Source organism: Nitrospinota bacterium (assembly GCA_016208975.1).
Taxonomy (GTDB): Bacteria; Nitrospinota_A; UBA7883; order UBA7883; family JACRLM01; genus JACQXA01.
In genome coordinates this window covers 1,554,545-1,580,284 of the sequence record JACQXA010000004.1, presented here as the reverse complement: position 1 = coordinate 1,580,284, position 25,740 = coordinate 1,554,545, and the positions used below count along the sequence as shown (strand labels likewise).

Annotated in this window: 26 protein-coding genes and 1 tRNA gene; 15 read left to right on the top strand and 12 right to left on the bottom strand. The window is 56.6% G+C overall.

Features of this window, described 5'->3' with window-relative positions:
* The first annotated feature begins 155 nt into the window (after positions 1-155).
* The 7 genes from HY751_11315 (at position 156) to htpX (ending at position 9,672) form a co-directional block, all read left to right on the top strand.
* Positions 156-2,390: a sulfurtransferase TusA family protein gene (locus HY751_11315; GenBank protein ID MBI4666982.1), complete on the top strand. Its 2,235-nt coding sequence runs from the start codon at positions 156-158 to the stop codon at positions 2,388-2,390.
* A gap of 264 nt (positions 2,391-2,654) precedes the next feature.
* A complete protein-coding gene (locus HY751_11310) occupies positions 2,655-3,242 on the top strand; it encodes a DUF3592 domain-containing protein (protein MBI4666981.1) in 588 nt (195 codons plus the stop codon).
* Positions 3,243-3,246: 4 nt separating this feature from the next.
* On the top strand, positions 3,247-3,969 hold the full coding sequence (locus HY751_11305; protein MBI4666980.1) for an ABC transporter ATP-binding protein: 723 nt from the start codon (positions 3,247-3,249) through the stop codon (positions 3,967-3,969).
* The gene (locus tag HY751_11300) at positions 3,966-5,159 is read left to right on the top strand and encodes a hypothetical protein (GenBank protein ID MBI4666979.1); all 1,194 of its coding nucleotides are present in this window, start codon (positions 3,966-3,968) and stop codon (positions 5,157-5,159) included. The genes HY751_11305 and HY751_11300 overlap by 4 nt, the downstream gene beginning before the upstream one ends.
* 158 nt (positions 5,160-5,317) lie before the next feature.
* On the top strand, positions 5,318-8,284 hold the full coding sequence (locus tag HY751_11295; protein ID MBI4666978.1) for a PAS domain S-box protein: 2,967 nt from the start codon (positions 5,318-5,320) through the stop codon (positions 8,282-8,284).
* A gap of 63 nt (positions 8,285-8,347) precedes the next feature.
* The gene (locus tag HY751_11290; protein ID MBI4666977.1) at positions 8,348-8,692 is read left to right on the top strand and encodes a DMT family protein; all 345 of its coding nucleotides are present in this window, start codon (positions 8,348-8,350) and stop codon (positions 8,690-8,692) included.
* Between the two features lie 140 nt (positions 8,693-8,832).
* Entirely contained in the window at positions 8,833-9,672 is an 840-nt protein-coding gene (gene htpX, locus HY751_11285; protein ID MBI4666976.1) for a zinc metalloprotease HtpX, read from the top strand.
* Positions 9,673-9,751: 79 nt separating this feature from the next.
* Here the strand turns inward: htpX and HY751_11280 are convergent, their stop codons facing one another.
* The 4 genes from HY751_11280 to HY751_11265 form a co-directional block, all read right to left on the bottom strand.
* Positions 9,752-10,276, bottom strand: coding sequence for an LEA type 2 family protein (locus tag HY751_11280; GenBank protein ID MBI4666975.1), 525 nt, complete (start codon positions 10,274-10,276; stop codon positions 9,752-9,754).
* A 68-nt stretch (positions 10,277-10,344) separates the two neighbouring features.
* On the bottom strand, positions 10,345-11,556 hold the full coding sequence (locus HY751_11275; GenBank protein ID MBI4666974.1) for an argininosuccinate synthase: 1,212 nt from the start codon (positions 11,554-11,556) through the stop codon (positions 10,345-10,347).
* A gap of 209 nt (positions 11,557-11,765) precedes the next feature.
* On the bottom strand, positions 11,766-12,083 hold the full coding sequence (locus tag HY751_11270) for a multidrug efflux SMR transporter (GenBank protein ID MBI4666973.1): 318 nt from the start codon (positions 12,081-12,083) through the stop codon (positions 11,766-11,768).
* A gap of 34 nt (positions 12,084-12,117) precedes the next feature.
* A tRNA-Ser gene (locus HY751_11265) sits at positions 12,118-12,207 on the bottom strand.
* Positions 12,208-12,346: 139 nt separating this feature from the next.
* Between HY751_11265 and HY751_11260 the strand changes: the two genes are divergently transcribed.
* The 6 genes from HY751_11260 (at position 12,347) to mreD (ending at position 17,350) form a co-directional block, all read left to right on the top strand.
* The gene (locus tag HY751_11260) at positions 12,347-13,138 is read left to right on the top strand and encodes a hypothetical protein (GenBank protein ID MBI4666972.1); all 792 of its coding nucleotides are present in this window, start codon (positions 12,347-12,349) and stop codon (positions 13,136-13,138) included.
* Between the two features lie 23 nt (positions 13,139-13,161).
* Positions 13,162-13,902 (top strand): hypothetical protein, encoded by a 741-nt coding sequence (locus HY751_11255; GenBank protein ID MBI4666971.1) that lies wholly within the window; start codon positions 13,162-13,164, stop codon positions 13,900-13,902.
* Positions 13,903-13,971: 69 nt separating this feature from the next.
* On the top strand, positions 13,972-14,427 hold the full coding sequence (gene rnhA / locus HY751_11250) for a ribonuclease HI (protein MBI4666970.1): 456 nt from the start codon (positions 13,972-13,974) through the stop codon (positions 14,425-14,427).
* A gap of 443 nt (positions 14,428-14,870) precedes the next feature.
* Positions 14,871-15,869: a rod shape-determining protein gene (locus tag HY751_11245; GenBank protein ID MBI4666969.1), complete on the top strand. Its 999-nt coding sequence runs from the start codon at positions 14,871-14,873 to the stop codon at positions 15,867-15,869.
* 99 nt (positions 15,870-15,968) lie between these two features.
* On the top strand, positions 15,969-16,823 hold the full coding sequence (mreC, locus tag HY751_11240; GenBank protein MBI4666968.1) for a rod shape-determining protein MreC: 855 nt from the start codon (positions 15,969-15,971) through the stop codon (positions 16,821-16,823).
* Complete coding sequence (gene mreD, locus HY751_11235; GenBank protein MBI4666967.1) at positions 16,820-17,350, top strand: rod shape-determining protein MreD; 531 nt, start codon at positions 16,820-16,822, stop codon at positions 17,348-17,350. Before mreC ends, mreD begins: the two co-directional genes overlap by 4 nt.
* Before the next feature lie 7 nt (positions 17,351-17,357).
* Here the strand turns inward: mreD and HY751_11230 are convergent, their stop codons facing one another.
* From HY751_11230 to gap, 6 genes are all read right to left on the bottom strand, one after another.
* Positions 17,358-19,043, bottom strand: coding sequence for a peptide-binding protein (locus tag HY751_11230; protein ID MBI4666966.1), 1,686 nt, complete (start codon positions 19,041-19,043; stop codon positions 17,358-17,360).
* Positions 19,044-19,049: 6 nt separating this feature from the next.
* Positions 19,050-19,277 carry a hypothetical protein gene (locus HY751_11225; protein MBI4666965.1) on the bottom strand — a complete coding sequence of 76 codons (228 nt, stop codon included), beginning with the start codon at positions 19,275-19,277 and terminating at the stop codon, positions 19,050-19,052.
* A 6-nt stretch (positions 19,278-19,283) separates the two neighbouring features.
* The gene (secG, locus tag HY751_11220) at positions 19,284-19,730 is read right to left on the bottom strand and encodes a preprotein translocase subunit SecG (protein ID MBI4666964.1); all 447 of its coding nucleotides are present in this window, start codon (positions 19,728-19,730) and stop codon (positions 19,284-19,286) included.
* A gap of 87 nt (positions 19,731-19,817) precedes the next feature.
* Positions 19,818-20,588 (bottom strand): triose-phosphate isomerase, encoded by a 771-nt coding sequence (locus HY751_11215; protein MBI4666963.1) that lies wholly within the window; start codon positions 20,586-20,588, stop codon positions 19,818-19,820.
* A gap of 56 nt (positions 20,589-20,644) precedes the next feature.
* On the bottom strand, positions 20,645-21,829 hold the full coding sequence (locus HY751_11210; protein MBI4666962.1) for a phosphoglycerate kinase: 1,185 nt from the start codon (positions 21,827-21,829) through the stop codon (positions 20,645-20,647).
* Positions 21,830-21,868: 39 nt separating this feature from the next.
* The gene (gene gap, locus HY751_11205; GenBank protein MBI4666961.1) at positions 21,869-22,876 is read right to left on the bottom strand and encodes a type I glyceraldehyde-3-phosphate dehydrogenase; all 1,008 of its coding nucleotides are present in this window, start codon (positions 22,874-22,876) and stop codon (positions 21,869-21,871) included.
* A 240-nt stretch (positions 22,877-23,116) separates the two neighbouring features.
* On the opposite strand from gap, the gene HY751_11200 reads away from it, so the two are divergent.
* Positions 23,117-23,554, top strand: coding sequence for a winged helix-turn-helix transcriptional regulator (locus tag HY751_11200; protein ID MBI4666960.1), 438 nt, complete (start codon positions 23,117-23,119; stop codon positions 23,552-23,554).
* Positions 23,555-23,597: 43 nt separating this feature from the next.
* Complete coding sequence (locus tag HY751_11195; protein MBI4666959.1) at positions 23,598-23,867, top strand: hypothetical protein; 270 nt, start codon at positions 23,598-23,600, stop codon at positions 23,865-23,867.
* Positions 23,868-23,928: 61 nt separating this feature from the next.
* On the opposite strand, the gene HY751_11190 is transcribed toward HY751_11195, so the two are convergent.
* Both HY751_11190 and vsr read right to left on the bottom strand, forming a co-directional pair.
* Positions 23,929-25,218 (bottom strand): MvaI/BcnI restriction endonuclease family protein, encoded by a 1,290-nt coding sequence (locus HY751_11190; GenBank protein ID MBI4666958.1) that lies wholly within the window; start codon positions 25,216-25,218, stop codon positions 23,929-23,931.
* A gap of 46 nt (positions 25,219-25,264) precedes the next feature.
* Positions 25,265-25,735, bottom strand: a complete 471-nt coding sequence (gene vsr, locus HY751_11185) for a DNA mismatch endonuclease Vsr (protein ID MBI4666957.1) — start codon at positions 25,733-25,735, stop codon at positions 25,265-25,267.
* Positions 25,736-25,740: the final 5 nt, after the last annotated feature.

The window sequence follows — 25,740 nt, the reverse complement described above, 5'->3', positions numbered from 1 at the left end:
ATGGAGGGGCGAAAGCCCTCCGCCACCGTCGTCCCCTATGGCTGGAAATTAAAAAAGACCTTGGGTGAGCGGTTATAAAACCGTTTACCCCGCTAAAAACCTCCGGATCCGGGCGCCCGGTTAAAGACGCCTGGACGGATTGGAGATTTATCATTATGAGCGCCGTCACAGCATTGGCCCAGCCGGAAACAGCCAGGGCCGCTGAATTAAACGAGCTTTACGCCGCTGTGGACGATTTTGCGGCTGGCCGCATCAACCGCGAGCAGTTCAAGGCTGAACGGTTAAAATTCGGTATCTACGCCCAGCGCCAGGACGGGTATTACATGGTCCGCACCAAGATACCCTCCGGCCTTATCGCCAGGGAGGCTTTTTTCACAATGGCCGCCGCCGCAAAAGAATATGGTGACGGGAAGGCCCACCTGACCACGCGGCAGGACATACAAATATATTACGTGCCACTGGAGGGGCTTGCGCCGCTGATCACATCCCTTTACCACGCCGGGATAAAAACTGTGGGCGCGGGGGGTAACACCGTGCGCAACATCACCACCAGCCACCCCTCCGGGGCTTATGGCGATGAGCTTTTCGACGTGGGCCCATTGGCCCGGGCTTTGTCGGACTACCTGCTGGAAAGCCCCCTTTCCAAGGGCCTGCCGAGGAAAATAAAAATCACCTTTTCGGCCAGCCCAACGGACGCCGCGGGGGCCTTTGTGGACGACATCGGCTTTGTGGCGGTACAGCCCAAAGATGGCGGCCACAGACATGGATTCAGGATGCTGGTGGGTGGCGGGCAAGGCTCCGCCCCGCGTCTCGGCAAGACACTGGAAGAATTCGTGCCTGCGGATAAAGTTCATGAAGCGGCGCTGGCGGTGCTGAAAGTTTTCAACCGGAACGGCCAGAGGACAGTCCGGAGCCGGGCCAGGCTGAAGTATTACCTGGAAACCGTGGGGTTCGAGAATTTCAAGGGCCTGTACCGGCAGGAGCTGGCCGCCCAAGGCGCCCTTCCGCCTTTAAAAGTTGCATTGGGCTCTTCGCCAGCGACTTTGGGAGAAACCATCGAGGTAAATCCGCTGGCCGGGGATGTCTCTTCGGCGCAGATGGAACAGATTGGTCTGCTTCTGGGCGATAACAACGGTGTTTACACCCGGATATCAAAAGCCGGAGGGCTTATATTTTATGGCGTCGAGCCGCTGAAGGCCCAATCCTTCCGGTCGGGGCTCATCAACGCCGGGCTGGTTCCCCAGGTTAAAAACTGCGGGGCGTGCCTGCTGTCGTGCAGAGGCTCCTCCTCGTGCAACGAGGGCATAACCAATTCCCAGGGGCTTACAAAGCAGATAGACGGGATTGTGCGGAAATACTCCGCGCTGGACGGATTTATGAATCTTTCCGTGGCTGTTAGCGGATGCGCCAACTCCTGCGCGCGGCACCACACGGCCGACATCGGCCTGCAAGGCGCCGCCAGGAAGGTGGATGGCAAGCTGGCGCCCCATTACCAGTTCTACCTGGGCGGCATTGGATCCGGGCCGGAGCCGAAATTCGCCGCGCAAGCGGGCCGGGTTTTAGCAAGGCGGGCGCCGGAGGCTCTGGAGGTGGTATTGAAACTGATCCTTGCCGAACGGAATTCAGGTGAGAGCGTAGCGGATGTTTTCAAAAGGCTGGGCGCGAAAAGCTTCGAGGAGATTTTGAAGCCGTTCGCCTCGCCGGATGACACTTCGCAAATTTACGTGGATTGGGACGCTGATGAGGAGTTCAGCCTGGAGGGTGTGAAACCGGGCGAATGCGCCGGGGCCGCCCAGGAGCTTATTGAGGGGTTGTTCAACCAGTCGGCCCTGAGCCTTGCGGAGGCGAAAGCCGCCCTGGCCAGTGGAGACCTGGCGCTGGTCCGCCGCCAAACGAAAAGCTCCGCCATAAACGGCGTGCGCGGATTGCTGGCGGCCTATGGGCTGGACCCGGTTACCGAGCAGGAGCTACTAAACGAGTTCAACGCCAAGTTCGCGTCGCGTGGAGCCTTGGCGGATGGCGTTTTCGCGGAGCTTTTGTCCGAACCGGGCGAGGGTGAGGCTATCGCCGCTCAAAGGCTGACCGCGGCGGAATCGTTCCACCAGAACGTGTTGGCGGTGTACGGGTCGCTAAACGGCGGCGCAATACCCGCCGTGGAAACCAAGAAGGTGGATGTACTGGACCTGACCGGTGTGAAGTGCCCCTATAACTTCGTTAAGGTGAAGCTGGCGCTGGAAGGGCTGGCGGTTGGTGCGCAGATGGACGTTATTCTGGACGAAGGAGCGCCTATTAAAAACGTGCCGGAAAGCCTGAAGAACGAGGGTCACTTGGTTTTATCCATCACCCCTTACGAGGGGGGAAGGTTCCTGCTTCGTTTAAAGAAGTCGTAACGTGGTTTGGCGTGGCGGATATACCTCTCATATCCGCCGCGCCAGCCTCGCGCGATAAACCACTTTTCACGCTCACCTTTTTTATCCCCTCCTGTTTTTAATTATTCCCAGGTTCAAAAACCCGGTTTATCGCCATTGCGATTATAATGATACGATTGGCTTTGCAATCAGGCAGGGCCCCATAGCCTGGCGTTTACGATGAACTGGCGGGACGCCGGATGATGTAGTTTATTTAAACACCCAAATGTTTTTCCTGGAGCCGAAGTGAAGACCAAATCTAAACGGAAACCGAAAATAAAACTGCCCGCGGACCAAAGGCCCGCTCCGGCGCAAAAGCCCATGGCCCCGAAGACCGGGGCAAAAGAGGCCAGGCAGGACATAAAAAAGAAAAAGGGACTGCCTGTGTTTTTCATCGTACTGGCGCTGGTGGGCGTGGGGCTTATCCTGTTCGGTTTCCGGCAGGTGATGATTGCCGCCATGCCTGTGGGGTTGCCGGAGGTGGAAGCGGTGGTCACAAACTCCGATGTGGTGGAAACAGGTGGCTCGTTCAGCCCCAGAGTGGCCTATACATACATGATGAACGGCACGGGGCTCCGGTCGGAGGCATTACTGCCTGACGGGGAAAAACTTACTTACAAAACCCGCGAAAAGGCGGAGGCCAAGGCGCGCAAATACACCGTGGGGGCCAAGGTTAAGGCGTTTTACGACCCTCTAAACCAGAACGGCGTATTTCTGGAGAAGCCATTGGCGGTCACGGCGGAATACTTCATTTTCGCCGGGGTGATTTTGACCCTTATAAGCATGGGGGGAATCCTTGCGGCGGTAATACTTCATATGGGGAAAAGCAAGTAGCCTTATGAGCCAGGCCTCCTCCGGCGGCGCCATAGTTTTACTGGACAACGTCACCCGCTCGTATATAAACGGGGAGGTTGTAATCAACGCGGTTTCGGCGGTGAGCCTGGCGGTGGAGAAGGGGGAGTTCGCCGTGCTGTGCGGCCCATCCGGCTCGGGCAAAACCACCACGTTGAACCTTATCGGCGCGCTGGACGCGCCATCTTCGGGCAAGGTATCGCTGGAGGGGCAGGAGCTAAACCTGCTCTCCCGCTCGGTAGTGGCCAGGCTGAGGCGGGATAGGATAGGTTTCGTTTTCCAGGCGTACAACCTTATACCTACCCTTACCGTGTTCGAGAACGCCGAGTTCGTCCTGTCCCTGCAGGGCGTCCCTAAAAAACAGCGCCGTGAAAAAGTTTTGAGCGTGCTGGACGAAGTGGGGCTGGCAGGGCTGGAGAGGCGGCGCCCTTCAGAGCTTTCCGGCGGGCAACAGCAAAGGGTGGCCATCGCCCGCGCCATAGCCCACAACCCGGCCATAGTGCTGGCGGACGAGCCAACCTCCAACGTGGATTCGGCCACGGCCGACTCCCTGCTGGACATCATGGAGAAACTCAACCACGAGGACGGGGTGACGTTCCTGTTCTCCACCCACGACAAACGGGTTATAGACCGGGCGCACAGGATAATCACCATGCGTGACGGGCGTGTGGTTTCCGATGAGGCCGTAGCTGAAGCGGGCAAAGGGTGACCAGAGGCGCCATATGCTTGGTGGCGGCCCTGCTCATCGCGTCCCCAGCCTGGGCCGCCGGGGGCGAAAGCCTGTTCTGGCCCGATTTTATCCATGTTTTCTTTTCGGAGTCCCTATCGGTCACTGGCCCCGCACCGGGGTTTCAACTGCCGGGTATGAAAGAAAAGTCGCAGGAGACCCTGACCACCGCCCGGCTTATCCTTGAAGGAGGAGCCGCGGAATGGCATTACGATATACACGCCGTTCAGGCATGGCGCGCGCGGGCTGGAACCCCATACACGGCGGCCCCGGCCGCTATTGAGCGAAGCGCCATTTTTAATCAGGCCCAGCGGCGCGACGATACATCCCGGGCGGATTTCGGCCTGGACAGGTTTTCGGTACGCCATTCCGCCGGGGCTGTGGACATCATCGCCGGGCGGCAGGCGATAAACCTGGCCACCTGCTACCATTTCACCCCCAACGATTTTTTCGCGCCCTTCTCCTTCAACTCGTTTTACCGGGCCTACAAACCCGGCGTGGACGCGTTGCGTATGGAGGCCCGGCTGGACAACCTCACCCAAGCCAGCCTGATGGCCGTGGCGGGATATGAACGGGATTTGGAAAACCCGGGAAGCTTTGAGCGAAGCCCCGATGGCGGTTTGGCCTCTTACCTGGGCAGGCTCTCCCATGCTTTCCAGAATTTGGAGGTGGTGTTGCTGGGAGGGTCGCTCCGGGGCGAGATGGTGGCTGGCGGGGCGGTGCAGGGAGAAACGGTGTTCAACATCGGTTACAGGGCGGAGGGGCATTATAAAACCACCGGCTCCACAGGTTATGGAGCCGTATCGGCCCAGCTGGAGCGGCGGTTCGAAAATACGCTCATTCTGCGTGGCGAATACTTTTTAAACGGCGCGGGGGCCGCGTCTCCAGCCCTATATGATCTGGATAAACCATATCCGGCCAGGGAATACGCCGGTCTTGGCGCAAGCTACGAATTCACCCCCCTTTTAACTGGCGAAACGGTTGGGGTCATCAACTTCGGGGACGGTTCGGGGATAATATCGGCCACCCTGGTTTACTCCGTTGGGGACGAGTCGGACCTGGCGTTTTCAGGCTATGTCCCATGGGGAACGGAACCAGGAATGGAAGGTGTCCAAAGCCAGTTCGGGTCGTTGCCCGAAGGCGTTTCAATGGAGCTAAGGGCCTTTTTCTAGAAGGCGCGTTTTCTTGATGGCGTTTTTCCTGTAAAATTAATGGGAACATAACGCTCCCAACATGGTGGTTGTTCCCACACTTGGGCGTTAAATTGGCCTGCCTGTAAATTTTATGTATTTAAGCGGCACAGGCCGCCCGGGCGATACGCTTGAAATAAATGAGTGACAAAAATTCCTCAGGCCCCAAACAGATAGCGCTTGTTTATCTGGTGGTGGGCTCCGCCTGGATAGTCTTGTCCGACAGGATCATGGATATCCTCTCCTTAAGCCAGCCCCAGATATCTTTCTACCAGTCGGTAAAAGGTGTCGGGTTCATGGCGGTCACGTCTGTAATCATTTACTACATGACAACCATATGGTTCGGCAGGATCATGGCGCTGAAATGCGAGGCGGAATTTTCCGGCCGTTTCGCCAGCCTGCTGGGCTCCATCAACGCCATTGTGGCCCGGGCGCCCGGTGAAAAGGAGCTTGTGTCCCAATGCGTAACCGCCATTCTGGATTCCGGCGAATTCCCCAAGGCATGGATCGGGCTTTGCCCGGAGAATGATGAAAGCAAAATAACCATCGTAGCCCGGAAAGGGTTTACTGAAGGGTATCTGCCGGATTTTTTCACTATCGAAAGCGCCGTGGAGGAGGCAGGCGTGGCCCTGTCCCAAGCGGCGGTTAAAACACGAGCCCCTGCCTTCAGCCGGGATAATGACAGCCTGCCACCCATGGATCCCAATGGGCCGGATAATTTATCTGTAGTGGCCGTCCCTTTGCAAAACGACGGGCAGGTGATGGGTGTACTGGTCATTTACTGCTACCGGAAAGAGGCTTTCGGCCGGGCTGAAATGGAGTTCCTGGAAGAGCTTTCCTCCAACCTGGCATACGGCGTGGCGGCCATTCGCGCGCGGGAGGCCAAAAAGCGGGCGGTGGAGGAACTGGCCACGGCCCTGGCCCAAAAGCGTACCGTGCTGGACAACGCCGTGGTGGGCGTGTCCTTCATCGTTGACAGGAAGCTTATTTGGGCCAACCAGAAATGCAAAGAGCTTTTCGGCTATTCCGGCGAGGAAATGGTTGATGGATTTTCCACCTCGCTTTCATACACATCAGAAGAGGATTTCCAGAAAACCGGCGAAGCCATAAGCCGCTCTTTCGCGCAGGGAAAACCATACCTGGTGGAAACCCCCATGCGCAGGCGCGACGGTTCTTTTTTCACCTGCCGCCTTTTCGGCAAACCGGTGGATTACGCGGACCCGTCCAAAGGCGCCATATGGGTGCTGGAAGACGTCACCGACCGGAAAAAAGCCCAGGACGAGCTTTTAGAGAACAAGGAGAAATACCGGACACTCATAGATATGATCCCGCACGGTATCGTGGAGAGCGGACTGGACGGCTCCATTACATTCGCCAACAAGGCTTTTGTGGATCTGCTGGGCGCGCCCCGGGAAAAGGTGGTCGGCTCCAAGGTTTGGGACATTTACGGCGACAAGACCGAACGCAACGCCAACCGCGTGTTCCACGAGATGCTCATCCTTCAAAGACCTTTACCCTCCAGGTACGACATCAAGATAAACCGGCAAGACAGGCCCCCGAAAAACGCCCAGGTGGACTGGTGTTACAGGAAAGACAAGGACGGACAGGTGGCCGGAATCATTTCGGTTATCACCGATGTGACGGAGCGCAAGGCGGCCGAAACCATGGCGTGGGAAAACGAGGAGCGGTTCCGCCAGCTTTCCGGCGCCAGTTTCGAGGGGATACTGGTGCACGACAATGGAACCATCCTGATGGCCAACGAAACCCTTGCCCTGATGGCCGGATACAGGATAGAGGAAACCATAGGGAAAAACGTGCTGGATTTCGTGGCTCCGGAAAGCAGGGCCGCCGTAAGCGCGCAAATAAGAGAGCGGCTGGACACACCTTACGAAATAACCATCCTGCGCAAGGGGGGCGGGACGTTTCTGGCGGAAGTCACCAGCCGGAACGTGATGTGGGAGGGCAAGCCCGCCAGGGTGGCGGCCATCCGAGACATTTCCGAGCGGAAAAAGGGGGACGAGGAGCGGGCACGGCTGGCCAAGGGCATAGAGCAATCCGCCGAAATGGTGGTTATCACCGACGAGACTGGCGTAATCCTGTACGTCAATCCAGCCTTCGAGCGGGTCACCGGCTTTTCAAAAGACGAAGCCATGGGCAAAAAGCCGAGCATAGTGAAAAGCGGATTGCACGATAATTCCTTTTATCACAACATGTGGGCGCGGCTGGCGTCGGCCAATGTATGGTCCGGCAGAATAGTCAACCGCAGGAAGAACGGTGATCTTTTCGAGGTGGACAGCACCATCTCTCCCACCCTGGGGGCCGACGGTAACGTAATAAACTACGTGGCCGTGCAGAGGGACATTACGCGGGAGGCCATGCTCACCCGCGCCCGCGAATATTTCACCTCCATCACAAGCCATGAGATGCGAACACCTTTGGCCAAGCTGGAACTGGCCAGGATACTTTTGCGCAAGGCGGCGGAGGGGGAGGAAGAGGGCAAGTTTGCCCAAACCATGGACGTGCTGGAAGAGTCTTTCCACAACTTCCACAGGATAGTTTCCATGACAGAGCTTATCTCCAAGCTCATCGTTGGCGGGTTGGAGCCGGCAAGGAACCCGGTTTACCTGTATTCGGCGGCGCAGTCTTGCGTGGAAAGCGCCGAGGACATGAGCCGCATGGAAAAGCGCAACGTTATAATAAAGGCCAGCCTGGAGAACCTTCCGGCGGAAACCATGATCTACGGGGACATGGAAATGATGCGCATGGCCATCATGGAGATAATCTCCAACGCCATCAAGTACACCCCCGACGGGAAGAACATTTACATCACCGGCCGGGTGCTTCCCAGGCTGGCCATTCTGGACATCAAGGACGAAGGGCTGGGCATCTCCCGCGAAAGGCTTGAGCATGTTTTCGAGCCGTATTTCGCGCTGGAAGACCCGCTCCGCCATTCCACCGGGATGTACAAATACAAAGGTGGCGGCATAGGACTGGGGCTTACGGTGGCCCGGATGATCATGGAACGGCTCGGCGGCAGGCTTTCCATCTCCAGCTCCGGCGAGCACAGGGGAACCCAGGTTACCCTGATGTTCCCTCTCAACGCCTGACGGAGCTGGCTTCAACTGGACCGGCTTGCGCAAATAATCACAATCCAAGGATTGATTTAAGAAATGTGGCAGACTGTTTTATTGCTGATGCTCTCCAACTGCTTTATGACCTTCGCCTGGTACGGGCACTTGAAAAGCATGGGGAGCCAGCCCCTTTTTTTCGTTATCCTCATAAGCTGGGGAATCGCCTTCTTCGAATATGTCCTCCAGGTGCCCGCCAACAGGATAGGCGCCCAATATTTCACACTGGGCCAACTGAAGGTTATCCAGGAAATAATAACCATGACGGTATTCGCCGGGTTCGCCTGGGTTTATATGAAACAGCCGCTGAAACTGGACTACCTTTGGGCCATGCTTTGCCTTTCCGGGGCGGCATATTTCATGTTCCGTGGCGGGCTGGAGGGGTGATAATAATTATTGTACGCGTTTTATAAACCTGGGGGCGGCATTGACAACCCCCCAAGGCGATTTTATACTTTATAAAGAACTTACGAACTGGTTGATTTTAAAGAACCAACCAGTTTACCTATTGGAGGACGCTAATTTAGATGAATACGTTCCGCACTGCTTTGTTGTTGACGGCGTTAACCCTTATCTTCATTCTCATCGGGGCGGCGCTCGGCGGTAGAAGCGGCATGATTTTCGCCTTTGTTTTGGCCGTTGGCATGAACTTCTTCTCTTATTTCTACAGCGACAAGCTGGTGCTCCGCATGTACAACGCCCGGGAAACCAGCGAGTACGAGTCGCCCTGGCTGTTCCAGACGGTGCGGGAGCTTACCATGCGGGCCGGGATACCCATGCCCAAGGTTTACATAATCCCCACAGACCAGCCGAACGCTTTCGCCACCGGCAGGAACCCGGAACACGCCGCCGTGGCGGTTACCGAGGGTATCGTGCGGGTGTTGAACCGTGAGGAGCTGGCGGGGGTTTTGGCCCACGAGATAGCCCATGTGAAAAACCGGGACATCCTTATCGGCACGCTGGCGGCCACCATCGCGGGCGCCATCTCCATGATAGCCAACATGGCCCAATGGGCCCTGATGTTCGGCGGCAGGAGCGACGAACGGGACGTACACCCGGCGGTGGCCGTGGTGATGATGCTGGTTGCGCCCATAGCGGCGATGCTGGTGCAAATGGCCATATCCCGCGCCAGGGAATACCAGGCGGACAGGACCGGAGCCGAGCTTACCCGGAATCCGGACTCGCTGGCCCGGGCGCTGGTGAAAATCCACAGCGCGGCGGCGGGCATACCTATGAACGCGGAGCCTGCCACGGCGCACATGTTCATCGTAAGCCCCCTTACCGGATCCGATTTCGCCTCGCTTTTCTCCACCCATCCGCCGGTGGAAAAACGGGTGGAGGCGCTCCGGAAGCTGTTGTTCACCTAGACGCCAATTTCGCCAAAACGAAAGGGGCGGTTAAAAAACCGCCCCTTTTTTATTGCCGCAAGCTACTGCCCGGGTAAACCTAAATCGTCTGGTCCACCGAATAGGGGAACGTCACCTGGCCGAACATGGTGTCGAAGCTAAGGTTGCCTTTCACGTTAAGCTTGGCGCCTTTCTTCACCATGCCTGCAAGCGTGTGGCCTATCAGTTCCCGGGTAAACACTTTTAAAGGTAGCGACACGGTTTTTTCAGAACCGGCATCTAGAACCAGCTCACCGGTTTTCCCCTCACGGCTTCCGGTGGCCACGGTTTTCCCTTCCACGGAAAAAGTGTATGTGACCTTCATCACGTTCAGGGCGAAATCGTTCTTGTTCTTGAGGTAGAGCATAATATCCACCCGCAGGTCGTTATCCCGGGTGGAGGAAGGGGCGCCTATCATGGCCCCGGCCAGCTCTTTAATTACGTTAAAACCCTGGGCCATGGGGTTTTCCACATGCGCCCGCTCCAGCTTTACCTCGGTGTTATCGGCCACCCGTTTTGTGGTGGAGGCGCAGGAAGCTACTATCGTGGCGGCCAGCGCCAGCGCCGGGAATAAATACTTTCGCATGGTTCGTTTTTCGGAGGATTATGTAATAAAAAGAGAGGATGACAACCGCCATCCTCCCCTGCTTAAAACTATCTCTTCTTGCTCTTGGCCAGCGCCCGGATTTTAAGCCGCAACGCGTTCAACCGTATGAACCCTTCGGCATCGGCCTGGTTGTACACCGTGTCGGCCTCGAAGGTGGCGAACGCCGGATCGAACAGCGAATTGGGCGACCGCCTGCCCATCACCCGCACATTGCCTTTGTACAACCCCAGCTTCACTTCGCCGGTCACGTTCTCCTGCGCCTTGTCCATGAAGGTCTGCAAGGCTTCCCGCTCGGGCGAATACCAGAAACCGTTGTACACCATGGCGGCGTATTGGGGTATCAGGCCGTCGCGCAGTTTCAGCGTCTCCCGGTCCATGGTGAGCGACTCCACCGCTCGATGGGCCACATGCAGGATAGTGCCGCCGGGGGTTTCGTACACCCCGCGGGATTTCATCCCCACGAACCGGTTCTCCACCAGATCCACCCGGCCGATTCCGTTCTGCCCACCCAGGGTGTTCAGCCTCGCCAGCAACTTGGCCGGGGTCATGGGTTTGCCGTTCAACGATACAGGGTTCCCCTTTTCGTAACCCACTGTGATGACCGTTTCTTTATCGGGCGCCTTTTTAGGCGACACCGACAGCACGAACATCTCCTCCGGCGGCGTGGCCCAAGGGTCTTCCAGAATGCCACCTTCAAAAGAGAGGTGAAGCAGGTTGCGGTCCATGCTCCAGGGTTTTTTCTTGGTGACGGATACGGGGATGTTCCACTTGGCCGCGTAATTGAGCAGGCTCTCGCGGGAATTAAACTCCCACTCCCTCCAGGGGGCGATGCAGGCTAACGACGGGTTGAGCGCCCCATAGGTAAGCTCGAACCGCACCTGGTCGTTCCCCTTGCCGGTGGCGCCATGGGATACCGCGTCGGCCCCGAACTCTTTGGCGATGGCCACCTGCTCCTTGGCTATCAGGGGGCGGGCGATGGAGGTGCCGAGAAGATATATCCCCTCGTAAACCGCGTTGGCGCGGAGCATGGGGAACACGAAGTCCCTGGCGAACTCCTCTTTCAAGTCCCGGATAACCAGTTTTGAAGCCCCGGCGGCCTTGGCCTTTTGGTGCAGTGGTTTCAGCTCTTCCCCTTGGCCCAGGTCGGCGGCGAAACAGATAACCTCGCAATTGTAATGTTCAATGAGCCAGCGGACTATTACCGACGTGTCCAGCCCGCCGGAGTAGGCCAGCACCACTTTTTTTATTTTCTTCGCCATCGCAATTCCTGAAAAATAATGTGAAACAAAGGAGCTATTTTAATACCTACTAGCCTGTTTGGGAAAAGAAAAGGATTTTTTAGGGAACCGCCGCTGTCAGGCTGTCGAAGCCCTGTCCATCAACTCGCAGTCATGCTTCGGCGGGCTCAGCATGACATCTACGCTACGTTTCGCTTGACCGGGGGAACCAGGAATTCAAGGTTTGAATCTTACCTCGAATAAAACTTCAACCCGGCTATCCCGGCGATGATAATCCCGATACACAACAACCGGCCCGCGTCCCGGGGCTCCTCAAAATACATCACGCCGATAATGGCCGTGCCCGCGGCCCCTATGCCGGTCCACACGGCGTAACCCGTGCCGATGGGAATGGTTCTAATGGCCACGGATAGCAGGTAAACGCTGACCACCGCCAGCGCCAAAGACCCTGCGCTGGGCCACAGCCTTGTGAAACCTTCGGTGTATTTAAGGCTCACCGCCCAGCCTATCTCCACAACCCCGGCCAGCGCAAGATATAACCAAGCCATAGCGATGTACACGAAGAAACGCCAGGTAAATAATTGGCGGAGAGGGTGGGATTTGAACCCACGGTACGGTTCCCCGCACACCGGTTTTCGAGACCGGCTCCTTCAGCCGCTCGGACACCTCTCCGAAAAAAGCAGACTCCGATTCTAACATGGGCTCCCTCGTCGCACAAACCAAGGAGTTCCATTAACCTCCTTTCCTGTTGACGATTCCTGTACTACTGGCGTACAATTCTAATACTTTTAAACACAATATTTGTATGTATATGAACAGTAAAATAATCCATTTCGCCGCCGCTATTGTAATGTCCCTATACAGCGCTCCCGCTTTTGCCCAGGCTTCCGAGGGTGACAGGACCTTGGGTGAACAGTTCAATTTCGAGTTGCGGGGGCAATATTGGATGCCAACCCTGAGCAACACCGTAAGAAGCGACGCGGGCGCCTTGACAGGCACTGAAATAGACCTGGTTTCAGACCTTGGGCTGGACAGTTCCAAGGGGCTTCCCGTGGCGGAGGTGATCATAAAATTCGCCGACCGGCACAAAATACGGTTCGACTATACAAGCTTCACCTATTCCGGTGACAAGGCGGTGTCCAAGGAGATCATCTTCAACGGCATCACCTATCCAGTAAGCTCCCAGGTGAAAACCAACCTGGAGTTGAGGGATATGAAGCTGAGTTATGAATATGACATTTTCCGCGATACTGGTGGTTATATCGCCTTCCGGCTTGCGGCGGATTATGTTTACGCCAATGCCTCCATCGTGGCCAGCGGGGTGCTGTCCAACAGCGCCTCGGTAAGCGCCACGGCGCCGGTGGTGGGGCTTTCGGGCCGCCTGTGCGCCACGGACTGGCTCTCGTTCACAGCGGACATCGCCGGTGTGGGATACGACAAATCCACAGTGTACGACGCTTCCCTTTATTTCGACATCAACCCCATGCCCAACGTTGGGCTTACCGTGGGTTATCGCACCATCCGCATAAACGTGGATATTGAGGACAAAAAGGCGGACACGCAATGGAACGGCGCTTTCGCCGGTTTGGCAGTCCGGTTCTGAACAGAGTAATTTAAGGAGACACAATGGCGCGGAAAGTTATCAACACGCTCGCCGGGCTTTTCGCCCTGGCCCTTTGCGCCTGGCCCTCCACGGCCGGCGCCACCCCTTCGACCCAGATATGGATACCATCAACAGACACCCAGCCTTTCGGCACGGTCCACCTGGGGGTGGACAATTACACCACCGTGTTCAAGAAAATAGAGGATGGCGGCCACGCCCTGCCCGTCACCATGGGCGTTACAGTGGGCGCGGCGGACACCTCTGTCATCGGCGCGGAAATTGGCGTGGACCTGCGGGAGCCCACCGACGATCCTTTGTATCTCAACGCCAAGTTGCAGATAAAAGAGGATTCACTGTTCGGTTTTTTCCCGGCTGTGGCCGTGGGCGGGTACGATTTCGGAACCAAGTCCGGAACCACCGATTACAACATCTTCTACCTCGAAATGGCTAAAACCCTGGCGCCCGTGGGCCGGTTCGCTGTGGGCTATTACGTGGGTAACGACACTCTGTTGCGCGACGCCAGCGGCAACAAGGAAAACGACGGCGTGCTTCTCTCTTTCGACAGGGTGATGGCCGAGATAAACAACAAGCTCTGGTTCGGCATAGACTACATGGGGGGGCAGAACGTTTACGGCTCTCTGAATTTCGGCATTTCCTGGCGTTTCTCGCCGAACATAAGCGCCATACTCGGTTACGACGTGTACAACGAACGCAAGCTGGCCGGTGAAGATACGGTAACCATCCAGTTCGACATTGATTTCTAGCCAACCGGCTTTATCGGGGATGGCGGGCCGCCATTTAAACGTGTCCGCCATCCCTTTTTATTTCCGCGCATACAAATGAATACGGTTGAAATCTTCTGCGATGGAGCCTGCAAGGGGAACCCGGGGCCAGGCGGCTGGGGGGCAATACTCCGCTTTGGCGACAATGAAAAAGAGCTTTACGGGTTCAAGGCCCACACCACCAACAACGAGATGGAGCTGACCGCCGCCATCGAGGCGCTGTCGGCCTTAAAACGCCCCTGCAAAGTGCGGCTGGTTACGGACTCCAACTACCTTGTGAAGGGGATGAAGGAATGGATCCACAGCTGGAAGAAGAACGGCTGGAAGACCTCCGGCAAACAGCCGGTTAAAAACGCCGGGCTATGGCGCAAGCTGGAAGAAGTGTCCTCCACCCACCATGTAAAGTGGGAATGGATTAAAGGGCACGCAGGGCACGCGGAGAACGAACGGGCCGACCAGCTGGCCAACCGCGCCATAGACGAAAGCCATAAAAAAGCCCAGCGGTAAAATCCCCAGGCTGGTTGCCCGCGCTCCCGCCAGGCTACGTGACGACCCGTTAAAACACAGCGCTAAAAAGCCGCAAACAGGCTTAAAAGAGCTGTAGTGTCTCAGTTTGAAAGTACAGGGGAGATTCTTCACTTGCGCTCAGAATGACAATCTAAAAGCCGTTGATAACATTGTCATCCTGAGCGAAGCGCAAGCGAAGTGAGGGAACTGTCTATTATTTGAGATTCAAACTGAGACACCACCAAAAGAACTGTAAATTTCGTTCTGATAATGGTATCGTTTAGCATTTAGACCCGGTTATGGCGGCTTTAAGGCCGTTCTTGGCCGGAGTCGCGCCCGCCATGCCCGGGCGGCGTTGGAAGTTTACAAAAAAGGGGGGAGGGCGACACCTCTCCCTTTGGTTGATACAAGGAGAACCGATGTTTTTCGACTCATTTTGGGGAATGTTCTCGTCCGACCTGGCGATGGACCTGGGCACCGCCAACACCCTCGTTATAAAAAAGGGGCACGGCCTGGTGCTTCGGGAGCCTTCGGTGGTGGCTGTCCACGCCGAAACCAAGCAGGTGCTGGCCGTGGGTTCCGAGGCGAAAAAAATGCTGGGCCGCACGCCGGGCAACATAGTGGCCACCCGCCCGCTCAAGGATGGCGTCATCGCCAACTTCGAGGTGTGCGAGGCGATGATACGTTACTTCATCCAGAAAGCGCACAACCGCCGCTCCATGGTGCGCCCCAGGATAGTCATCGGCGTGCCGTCGGGGATAACCCAGGTTGAAAAACGGGCCGTGCGGGACGCGGCCCTTTCCGCCGGGGCGCGGGAGGTTTACCTTATCGAAGAGCCCATGGCGGCGGCCATAGGCGTGGGCCTGCCCATCGCCGAGGCCTCCGGCAACATGATTCTCGACATCGGCGGCGGCACCACAGAGGTGGCTGTTATCTCCCTTTCCGGCATCGTCTATTCCCGGAGCGTCCGCGTTGCCGGCGACGAGATGGACGAGGCCATCGTAAACTTCATAAAGCGCAAATACAACCTGCTCATCGGCGAGCGGACTGCTGAAGAAATAAAAATGACCATCGGTTCCGCGTTCTCTCCCGAGAAGCCGCAGACCATGGAGATTAAAGGGCGCGACCTGATGGCGGGCATCCCCAAAACCCTGTTGATCAACGATTCCGAGATCCGCGAGGCGCTGGCGGAGCCTGTGGCCACGGTGGTGGAAACGGTGAAAATCGCGCTGGAGCGCACCCCGCCGGAGCTGGCGGCGGACATAGTGGACAAAGGAATTGTGCTTGCCGGCGGCGGCTCTCTGTTACAGGGGCTGGACCAGCTGTTAAGGGAGGAGACCGGCCTGCCCATCATCGTGGCCGAAGACGCGCTTTCAGCCGTGGCCATCGGGGCGGGCAAAGCCCTGGAGGACATGGACCTGCTCCGCAAAGTCTCCATCTAAGGCTTTACAGGCCATGGCATACACGCTCATGCCAGGGCGCCCGGCGGGCCGCGTGGTTTTATCGCCGTGTGCTAGGGCTTTCCGGGAAACGGTGGGCGAATGAACGATTTTATGCGCAGGTATCAGGACATGATAGTCCTGGTGGCGCTTTTGGCCCTCTCGCTTTTCATGCTCTCCTCCAACCTCCGGCGGAAGAAGACCCTCAACTTCATGGAAAAAGCGGCCATGACCGTGGTCGCCCCGTTCCAGGAGGTCACGGCGTTCAGCGTCTCCAGCCTGTCCAACATCTGGAACGGCTATATTTCCCTGGTCGGGGTACAAGAGGAAAACCAGCGGCTGAAAGCCGCGCTGGACAAGCTTGCTTTCGACAACCTTCAACTGGTGGAGCGGCTTAAAACCTACCAGCGGCTGGATGGCCTTTTGACATTTCCGAGGCTCGCGGAAGTCCCATTCGAGGTGGCCCAGGTGATAGGGCGGGATCCGGCGGACCGGGCCAAAATGCTTGTGGTCAACAAGGGCTACGCCCAAGGGGTGGCCGAGAACATGGCGGTGGTTACCCACCGGGGCGTGGTGGGCCGGGTGGTGAGCGTGGCCAGGGCATCCTCCAAGGTGCTTCTGATAACAGACGTCCGTTCGGCGGTGGACGCCATAGCCTTAGAATCGCGCGACAGCCTGGTGGCCGCCGGGGACAACAAATCTACGCTGGAGGCCAAATACCTCCCATTCAACGCCGGAGTGAAAAATGGCGACCTTGTAATCTCATCCGGCCTTGGGGGCGTTTTCCCCAAGGGGCTCGTTATCGGGGTTGTGGAAGAGGCCAAGAGCGTTTCCGGAAGCCTGTTCATGACCGCGCGGATCCGCCCCACGGAGGATTTTACGCGTCTGGAGGAGGCGTTGATACTCAAGGCGCAATGGCCCGGCCCCGAGGAGGAGGAGTTTACGGAAGTCAAATGAGAACCCTGTTTTTCCTGTCCGCCGTCTTGGTGGTTTTGATCGCTCAGACCACGGCCTTCCACTTCACCGGCGGTTATGGGATATGGCCGGACCTGGCGCTGGTCATCTCCATCTACGCGGGGCTCAAGCTTCATAAACTGGGGGGGCTAAAGACCGGGCTTGCGGCGGGGTTTCTGGAAGACATGCTGTCCTACGGCTCCATGGGAACCAATACTATTTCCAAAACCCTTTGCGGGTTCGCCGTGGGAAAGTTCCGGGAAAAATACATAAACGACTCTCCCATCTCCCGCATAGCCCTTACGCTCACCTTTTCAATAATAGACGTGGTCCTGTACAAAACGCTTACGGAGACCTTCGCCGGGGTGTCCTCCATAACTTCCGCATGGAAGATGGGGTTTTTCTTTTCACTGCTGAACGTGGCTTTCGCCCTGCCGGTCATGGGCCTTCTGGAGAAGGCCGAAGCGCGGTTTAATAACCTGATCCGGGGAACCGGCGGGAGATACGGTTCAAGCCCGTTTTTAGATTAGGCCGTAGCTACTGGGCCATCAGCGGGCGTTTATGCTCCGCCTTGGGAATCCACCACTTGTTGAAATTATAGGCTATGCCAGCGGGGCCGGGGTCTATCCCCCGGACGCGTTTGGACACTATGGGCAGGGCTTCAGGCACATAAAGGAAGGTATAGGCCTGCTCGTCGGCCAGGATGTCCTGAAACCTGTAATAAAGCTTTTCCCGCTCTTCCCGGTCAAAGGTTTTCCTTGCGGCCGTCAGGATACCGTCCACCTCCTTGTTGGAGTATGAGATGAAGTTTAGCTCCTGCTCGCCGGTTTTGGACGAGTGCCATATGCTGTACTGGTCCGGGTCCAGCCCTATGGTCCAGCCCAGAAGGCATACATCGAAGTTCCTTTTATTGATGAAGTTGTTTATGAACGAAGACCACTCCACGATGCGGATGTTCACCTTGACCCCAACCTGCTTGAGCCTTTGCTGGATTATCTCGGCGGTCTTGGCCCGCATGGCGTTCCCCTGGTTCGTTATTATCTCGAACTCGAAAGGCTTGCCGTTTTTATCCACCATGCCGTCGCCGTCGCTATCGGCCCAGCCAGCCTCTTTTAGAAGCTCCCTGGCCCTGGTGGGGTTGTACTTGATGGACTGGGTGTCCGCCTTGTAAGCCCACGTTCCCGGTTTGTATGGCCCCACGGCCTCTTGCCCCAGCCCCATCAGTACGCCGTCTATAAGCTCTTTTTTGTCTATGGCGGCGGCGATGGCCTGGCGGACACGCTTGTCGGCGAACATGGGGCGTTTCAGGTTGTACCCCAGGTAGGTGTAAGCGCTGGCCAGATATTTGTATTTCGCGTAATTTCCGGAAAACTCCGGCGAGCCGGTCTGCTTCAAATACTGGAGCGGTTGCAGGCCCATCATGTCTATCCCGCCGGATTTCAGCTCCAGAAACTGCGTGGCCGTATCGGGAATGACCCTAGTGATGGTCCTTGCCATCATTGGCTTGCCGTCGTAATGGCCGGGGTTGGACTCCAGGATAATGTGCGTCTGGTCTTTCCACTCCACAAACCGCCAGGCGCCGTTGCCAACGGGTTTTCTGGCCAGGGGCGATTTTATTATGTCCGCCGGTTTCACGTTTTTTAAAAGGTGGCGGGGCAGGCCGGTCATGCCTCCTATGCGCACAAGCGCCGGGGCGTAAGGCTCCTTGAACGTGACCTTGAACGTATAATCGTCCGGCGCTTCCGCGCGGCTTACCTGGAGGAAATCCTCCTTGTAACCGGAAGGCATGTCCGGATGAATCATCATCTCGTACTGGTAAAGAAAATCTTTGGCGGTGCAGGGCTGGCCATCGTGCCATTTGACGTTTTTCCGCAAATGGAACGTAATGGTCTTCTGGTCGCTGGAAATTTCCCAGCTCTCGGCTATTTCCGGGGTGAGGTCTAAATTTTTATCCGCTGTAAGCAGGCTTGCGAAAACCATTTCAGCGATGTCCGCCGAAGCGCTGTCTGCTGAAAGGTAAGGGATCAGGTTTGAAGCGTCGCCGATGGACGCCGTGATGAAGATGTCACCAAAATCCTCCGCGGAGGGCGAACCCTTCGCGGAGGTCTCAGATTCGCTGGATATCCCTTGCGGCGAGTCCGGCGCCTTTGTTCCCTCGGGAGCCTGGCATGCCTGCAAAGAAACGCTGAGGATGACCGTTAAACACAGCCACCCTCGACGCATTGATACTTATTTGCCAGCGGGAGCGGCCGGGGCGGCGGCCGGAGCGGCCGGAGCGGCGGCTTCGGGAGCGGCCGGAGCGGCGGCTTCAGGAGCCGGAGCGGCCTCGGGAGCCGGAGCCGGGGCCGGAGCGGCCTCGGGAGCCGGAGCAGGAGCCGGAGCCGGGGCTTCGGTCTGCGTGCAAGCAACCATACCAACGGTGGCCAAAGCGGCCAAAACAGTAAGAGCCTTCTTCATTATCCTTTATCCTCCAGTTTTTCCACCAACCTTGCCTGCATCTACCGGCCCAATCGCTTCAGGTTTCGACCCGGCGGACTGTTCCTGCGGGCCTCCCGATTCGTGAACCGCCCCTACAGGAGCTGGTGTATTTTTCGTCGCCTCGGACGCCGGAACCTGCGCGGGGAGATCGACTGGCAACTGGGCCGGTTCGGACCCGGCCGGCATTACCGACGATTCCACGGAAGTGTTCGACATCATCGAAAGCGCTATCGACGTGAACATGAAAACAATGGCGGCGCCGGTGGTTACCTTGGCCAGCGCCGACGCGGGCCCGCGGGAGCCGAATATGGTTTGGCTGGATCCGCCAAACGAAGCGCCCATGGCCGCGCCCTTGCCCTGTTGCAAGAGGACTATGATTATAAGGATCAGCGCCACTAACAGATGCGCCGCTACTACCAGACCGTAAAGCATTAAAAATCAGCTCAAGTTATCAATAAGCGTGAAATGCTACCAAAACAGATGGCCCCATGTAAAGTTAAATCTAAACCCGCGGGAACATCATTCGGACGATTCCAGGGCGGCGCGGATGATGGCTATAAACTCCTGGGCCTTTAAACTGGCCCCGCCCACAAGCCCCCCGTCCACGTTGGCTCGGCTGAAAAGCTCCTGAGCGTTCTGCGCTTTTACAGACCCGCCGTAGAGTATGCGGGTGGATTCCCCCACTCCCACGTCGTACAGCCCGGCCACAACGCTTCGAATGAAAGCGTGGGCCTCCTCGGCCTGGTCCGATGTGGCGGTCTTGCCCGTGCCTATGGCCCATACAGGCTCATAGGCTATCACCACTTTTTCTATCTCCGAATGGCTAACGCCAGCCATAGCGCCTTTCACCTGCCGCTCCAGGACGGCCATGGTCTCTCCCTTTTCGCGCTCTTCGAGGGTTTCCCCAACGCAGGCTATCACCTTCAGCCCGGCGGGGGCCGCGGCCTTCAAACGGCGGTTCACCGTTTCGTCGGTTTCGCCGAAATACTGGCGCCGTTCCGAATGGCCCACAATCACCCATTTGCACCCGGCCTCCTTTAGCATCATCGGCGAGACCTCGCCGGTGTAGGCGCCGGATTCCTCCCAAAAAACGTTCTGGCCGGAAATCTGGATGGAAGAGTTCTCCAGGATGTCGTAAACAGGTTTTATGGCAGTAAACGGCGGGGCCACGATTATGTCCACCTTGTGGATGTCACGGGTCTCCTTCTTCAGCGATTCCACCAGGTCCAGAGACTGGCCGACGGTGTTGTTCATCTTCCAGTTGCCGGCCACTAACAATCTTCGAGCCACCTGGTCACTCCTTGTAAGGGCTGTTTTTCAATGTCCGCGTTCTTCAAACCGGCGGCTTATTTTCTGTCCGTAAGCGCCGCCAGCCCGGGCAGGGTCTTGCCCTCCAGCAGTTCCAGGAACGCGCCGCCGCCGGTGGACATGAAACTCATTTTGTCCGCCAGGCCAGCCACGTTCACCGCCGTCACCGAGTCTCCCCCGCCTACCACCGTAAGGGCGCCGCAATCCGCCATGGCGTGGGCCATGGCCATGGTGCCCGCCGAAAAACTTTTCTTCTCGAACACCCCCATGGGCCCGTTCCATATTATGGTCCTGGCGGGCCGGATGGCCAGCTTGAAAAGGGCTATGGTGGCCGGGCCGATATCCGGCGCCACCTTGTCCGCCGGAAGCTCCTGGCTTGTCACCAGTTCCGTGGGAACGCCGTCTTCGATCTTGTCGGCCACGACAAAGTCCACCGGAAGATACAGCCGCACCCCCTTTTGTTTGGCTTTCACCATGATGTCGGTGACCTTGGGGATCATATCCTCTTCCAGGATGTTCTTTCCCACCTCGCGGCCCAGGGCCTTCAGAAAGGTGAAAGCCATACCGCCGCCGATTATCATGATGTCGCATTTTTCCACCAGGTGTTCCAGCGCCGCAAGCTTCGTGGATGCCTTGGCGCCGCCGAGGATCACCGCCATGGGGCGCTCCGGCGCGGTCATCGACTTGTTGAAATAGTCGATCTCCTTTTTCATCAGGAACCCGGACGCCGACACCGGGACGAATTTGGTAATCCCCTCGGTGGAGCAATGGGCGCGATGGGCCGTGCCGAACGCGTCGTTGACGTACACGTCGGCCAGTTTCGCGAGGCTTTTGGAAAAAGCCTCGTCGTTCTTCTCTTCCTCTTTGTGGAACCGGACGTTCTCCAGCAGAAGCACGTCGCCGTCTTTCATGGCCGCCACGGCCGCCTCGGCCTTTTCGCCCACGCAGTCCTCCGCGAAGGCCACCGGCTTGCCCAGCAGGCCGGAGAACGTGGACAGTACCTGCTTCAGCGTAAACTCCGGCGTCACCCCTTTGGGGCGGCCCAGGTGGGATGCCACGACAACCCTGGCGCCTTTTTCGGCGGCGAACTTAATGGTGGGGACGGCTTCCCTTATCCGCGTGTCGTCGGTGACGCGCCCGTTCTCCACGGGCACGTTGAAGTCCACCCGGATGAAAACCCGTTTTCCCTTAAGCTCGACTTCGTCGATAGACAGCTTGTCCATGGCCCCCGATCCCCCTCCAGCTAAAATTAAGGCCGCCTGTTAAAGACCTTTGGAAGCCACGAACTTGAGCAGGTCGCGCACCCTGGAGGAATAACCCCACTCGTTGTCGTACCAGGACATGACCTTCACCGTGGTTCCACCCACAACGTACGTCACGCCGGAGTCGAATATGGACGAAGCCGGATTGCCGACGAAATCCCTGGACACCAGCGGCTGGTCGCAATACTCCAGCACGCCTTTCAGCGGCCCCTCGGCGGCCTTTTTCATGGCGGCGTTGATCTCGTCCTTGGTGGTGGCCTTCTCCGTGACGGCCGTCAGGTCCACCAGCGACACGTTGGGAGTGGGCACGCGGATGGAAAGGCCGTCCATTTTGCCCTTGAGCTGGGGAAGCACCAGAGACACGGCCTTGGCCGCGCCGGTGGTGGTGGGTATCATCGAAAGCCCCGCGGCCCTGGCCCGGCGCAGGTCCTTGTGCGGCAGGTCAAGTATGCGCTGGTCGTTGGTGTAGCTGTGGATGGTGGTCATCAGGCCGTTGACTATGCCGAAGTTCTCCAGCAGGACCTTGGCCACCGGCGCAAGGCAGTTGGTGGTGCAAGAGGCGTTGGAGAGCACGTGATGCTTGGCCGGATCGTATTTGTCCTCGTTGACCCCCATGACCACGGTTAGATCTTCATCGGTGGCCGGGGCGGAGATTATGACCTTCTTGGCTCCCGCCTCCAGATGCTTGGCCGCGTCGGCCCTCTTGGTAAACAGCCCCGTGGACTCCACCACCACCTGTACCCCCATCTCCTTCCAGGGAAGCTTGGCGGGGTCTTTCTCGGCGGTGATCCGCACCTTCTTACCGTCCACCACTATGGCGCCCTCTTCGGCCTTCACGTCGGCGCTGTACACACCGAAAGTGGAGTCGTACTTTAACAGATGGGCCAGGGTCTTGGCGTCGGTGATGTCGTTAACCGCCACTATCTCGATATCTGAATGGCCCTGGCAAGCCCTGAAGAAGTTCCTGCCTATCCGGCCAAATCCGTTGATGCCAACCTTTATGGACATACAGTCAAAACCCTCCCATTCTTATACTTAAAGAGCCTCAGGGCGAACCACCCCATGCGTTAAGCGCATACGGATAAAATATATTCCCCCCTCCCGCAAGTCAACGTTAATGAGGGTTAATTATTCAGCGCCGCCCGGCATGGATGGTTACCCGCCGTGGCGCTTGATACGCGCCGCCTCCGCATTGAGGCGAGCGGAAATTTAGTTGACACGGAAACCATTATACGGCGATACTAAGCCATGGCGGGAAACGGAAGCGGGCGGATAGTAAAAAACCTTTTGCGGCTGGGCGCCAGTCTCCAGAGGCAGGGGGACCGGCTTATGAAAAAGCATGGCCTCACCCAGCAACAGTTCGTAACCCTCAAGGAGATACAGGAAAAGGGGCCGGTAACGCAGAAAGATGTCTGTTCAGATCTTTTGCTGGAAAAGTCCAACGTATCCAAAATAGTAAGCAAACTCGTTTCCGCAAACCTCGTGAGAATGAAACGCTCGCTGAAAGACGGCAGGGCCACCCTGCTTGTGACCACCCAGAAAGGCGAGGGGGTGGTGAACAGCGGGATGGAGGAATTTGAGGCATGGAACAGGCGGTGGCTTGAATCCCTCTCAAGCCGCGACCTGAAAAACGCGGCGCACGCCCTGGAAAAACTTGCGGCCATAAAAGAGCCGCCTGGGGAATAACATTGACGGCCATGGGAACCTGTCGTTAGGGAGGTTGTTTGAAATGTACTTTCTGGTGGTGAACAAGGTCCTGCCCGGCGCGGGCAAGGCGGGGCTGGCGGAAGCTGTACCGGCCCATATCCAGTGGACGAAAAACAAAATCGCCTCAGGTGAAATAGTCCAAGCGGGCAGATGGGGCGCGGCGGGCGGAATGGTTATTTTAAAAGCCGATGACCCTGTAAAAGCGGAAGCGCTGTTACAGGGCGACCCGTTAATTCAATCCGGCCTCGTCAGCTACGAGATGGACCGGTTTTACCCGGACGTGGAGATATAAGCCCATTTCACAGACAATTTTTCAGAATCGTCCTCATGGAACAAAATAATTCAAAGGAAGGCTACTCAAAAAGGTTCTTTTCCCGTGTGGTTTCATAGAGAGTGGGGATATCCTTTGAATGGATGCGAAATTGGCTGCGCCTTTTTGGTTTTGGCTTAGTGGTAACGTTCTCCAATTTAATGCCGGGATCGTAGTAAACACTGCCTCTAACGATGGCCTTTAATAGTCGGAGGAAGTCTGTGCCGGTGCAGAGCCGAACAACATTTCCGTAGCTGTACCTCAATTCTGGACAGCTCTCCTTCATTGAAGGCACATAAACGGCTTGAGCATGTTTACGATTCCAGTGTGTTATTAATCCGCTGAAATCCCATGCGGCCGCAACTTTTTCTTTGGAAGTTAGGAGCGCAATACCCCCGGAAGCATCTTTAATTTTTCCATTCTGTGCGTCGTAACCCATTAAAGAAAGTGTGAGGCCGGTGTTTCTCTGCATTTCTCCGAATTTGTGAATACCACCAAAGTTCAGTCGATCAGGTTTGCCATTTTTATCAGGGTAGCCGTACTTTCTAATGAATTCTTCAATCCCTTTTTCCTTGTAAACCCCACCGGTCGGTTCAGGAGTCATCAGGGTAATCACACCGGACCTGAACCTGTCGAAAGCTGACACAGCATGTTGCTTAACCTCCCAGCCCAAAAAATCAGGTTCAGAGTAGCCATTAGGAGTGATACCCAGCTCGGCCTCAAGGGTGTATCCCCCGCAGTTGGACGCATTGCAGGGGGCAATTTCCCCACACGGACCAAGCCTCTTGGACTTTATCCATCCCTTCCGGTTGATTCGCAAAAGCTCCCTTAACAATTCAGCTTCGGTGTCACCAATCAGGCGCTCTCCCTCGTAAGGGATTTCAGTAAAAACCGCTTTCTCGTCCCTTGCCCTAAAAAGATCATCCAATTCCCGCTTAAGCGGATTACTTCTACCAATTACATGTCCCAACACCTTTCCTTCGCTGGTGATTGAGAAGAACAGCACCCGCCCAATGATTCTTCCCGCCATCAGAGAAGACGGAGGGTTGGCGCAGTCCTGCAAAAAACCCGAAAATCGGACCTCGGGATATTGCGGATAAAGAATCAATCGGGAATTGGGAGCCTCGCATTCCACCCCATCCCCACTTATCCATGCAAAGTTCACCTCCGCTTTGAATATCGGATTTGAATTCTTATGCTCCGCATACAAGTTCCCAAAAGGAATGATGTTTAATGATTCAAAACTGGAGCCGAAATAAACCTGATTCTTGGAGTTGTCATTCTCGGCAAGATACTTGAAATAAAATCTGCGCCCCCCTTTCTCACTGAACATGCGCAATAGTGCTTTCAGGTCTCTTGACCACTCCGAATAGAGGCTATTAGCGCTTCGTGACATTTGCTCCCCCTTTTATTTCCTTAAAGGCACTTTTAGTCAGGAGCCATTTTACCGCTTTATGCGCCACCTTCTCAGCGGCATCAGAATCAGCTCGCCTTATGGAGCATTCCCATATCCATAGAACGCGCCACCCGTTTTCTCGAAGTGTTGCAAGGTGCTGCATGTCGTTCCGCTTGTTCCCTTGGATTTTCTTTTTCCAGAAGACACGGTTACTGGAAGGCATCCTGAAATGGGAGCAATCGTGGCCATGCCAAAAACAGCCATGAACAAAGATAACCGTGCTGTACTTTTTTAATACTAGATCGGGTTTGCCGGGAAGGGACTTGCCCTGGATGCGGAATCGAACACCTTGCTTAAATAGTGCTTTGCGAATGAGGATTTCCGGTTTGGTGTCTTTACCCTTAATCCGGGACATAATCCTGCTTCTGGTTGCGGAATCGACAATATCAACCACGCCTG

Excerpts from the sequence above, each read along its gene's own strand:
- HY751_11315 (MBI4666982.1), top strand. The coding sequence starts at position 156 with ATGAGCGCCGTCACAGCATTGGCCCAGCCGGAAACAGCCAGGGCCGCT.
- gap (MBI4666961.1), bottom strand. The coding sequence starts at position 22,876 with ATGTCCATAAAGGTTGGCATCAACGGATTTGGCCGGATAGGCAGGAAC.
- HY751_11255 (MBI4666971.1), top strand. The coding sequence starts at position 13,162 with ATGGCGCGGAAAGTTATCAACACGCTCGCCGGGCTTTTCGCCCTGGCC.
- HY751_11230 (MBI4666966.1), bottom strand. The coding sequence starts at position 19,043 with ATGCGTCGAGGGTGGCTGTGTTTAACGGTCATCCTCAGCGTTTCTTTG.
- HY751_11200 (MBI4666960.1), top strand. The coding sequence starts at position 23,117 with ATGGCGGGAAACGGAAGCGGGCGGATAGTAAAAAACCTTTTGCGGCTG.
- HY751_11305 (MBI4666980.1), top strand. The coding sequence starts at position 3,247 with ATGAGCCAGGCCTCCTCCGGCGGCGCCATAGTTTTACTGGACAACGTC.
- mreC (MBI4666968.1), top strand. The coding sequence starts at position 15,969 with ATGAACGATTTTATGCGCAGGTATCAGGACATGATAGTCCTGGTGGCG.
- mreD (MBI4666967.1), top strand. The coding sequence starts at position 16,820 with ATGAGAACCCTGTTTTTCCTGTCCGCCGTCTTGGTGGTTTTGATCGCT.
- secG (MBI4666964.1), bottom strand. The coding sequence starts at position 19,730 with ATGCTTTACGGTCTGGTAGTAGCGGCGCATCTGTTAGTGGCGCTGATC.
- HY751_11195 (MBI4666959.1), top strand. The coding sequence starts at position 23,598 with ATGTACTTTCTGGTGGTGAACAAGGTCCTGCCCGGCGCGGGCAAGGCG.
- HY751_11290 (MBI4666977.1), top strand. The coding sequence starts at position 8,348 with ATGTGGCAGACTGTTTTATTGCTGATGCTCTCCAACTGCTTTATGACC.
- HY751_11260 (MBI4666972.1), top strand. The coding sequence starts at position 12,347 with ATGAACAGTAAAATAATCCATTTCGCCGCCGCTATTGTAATGTCCCTA.
- htpX (MBI4666976.1), top strand. The coding sequence starts at position 8,833 with ATGAATACGTTCCGCACTGCTTTGTTGTTGACGGCGTTAACCCTTATC.
- HY751_11275 (MBI4666974.1), bottom strand. The coding sequence starts at position 11,556 with ATGGCGAAGAAAATAAAAAAAGTGGTGCTGGCCTACTCCGGCGGGCTG.
- HY751_11245 (MBI4666969.1), top strand. The coding sequence starts at position 14,871 with ATGTTCTCGTCCGACCTGGCGATGGACCTGGGCACCGCCAACACCCTC.
- HY751_11210 (MBI4666962.1), bottom strand. The coding sequence starts at position 21,829 with ATGGACAAGCTGTCTATCGACGAAGTCGAGCTTAAGGGAAAACGGGTT.
- HY751_11225 (MBI4666965.1), bottom strand. The coding sequence starts at position 19,277 with ATGAAGAAGGCTCTTACTGTTTTGGCCGCTTTGGCCACCGTTGGTATG.
- HY751_11280 (MBI4666975.1), bottom strand. The coding sequence starts at position 10,276 with ATGCGAAAGTATTTATTCCCGGCGCTGGCGCTGGCCGCCACGATAGTA.
- HY751_11270 (MBI4666973.1), bottom strand. The coding sequence starts at position 12,083 with ATGGCTTGGTTATATCTTGCGCTGGCCGGGGTTGTGGAGATAGGCTGG.
- HY751_11295 (MBI4666978.1), top strand. The coding sequence starts at position 5,318 with ATGAGTGACAAAAATTCCTCAGGCCCCAAACAGATAGCGCTTGTTTAT.
- HY751_11190 (MBI4666958.1), bottom strand. The coding sequence starts at position 25,218 with ATGTTCAGTGAGAAAGGGGGGCGCAGATTTTATTTCAAGTATCTTGCC.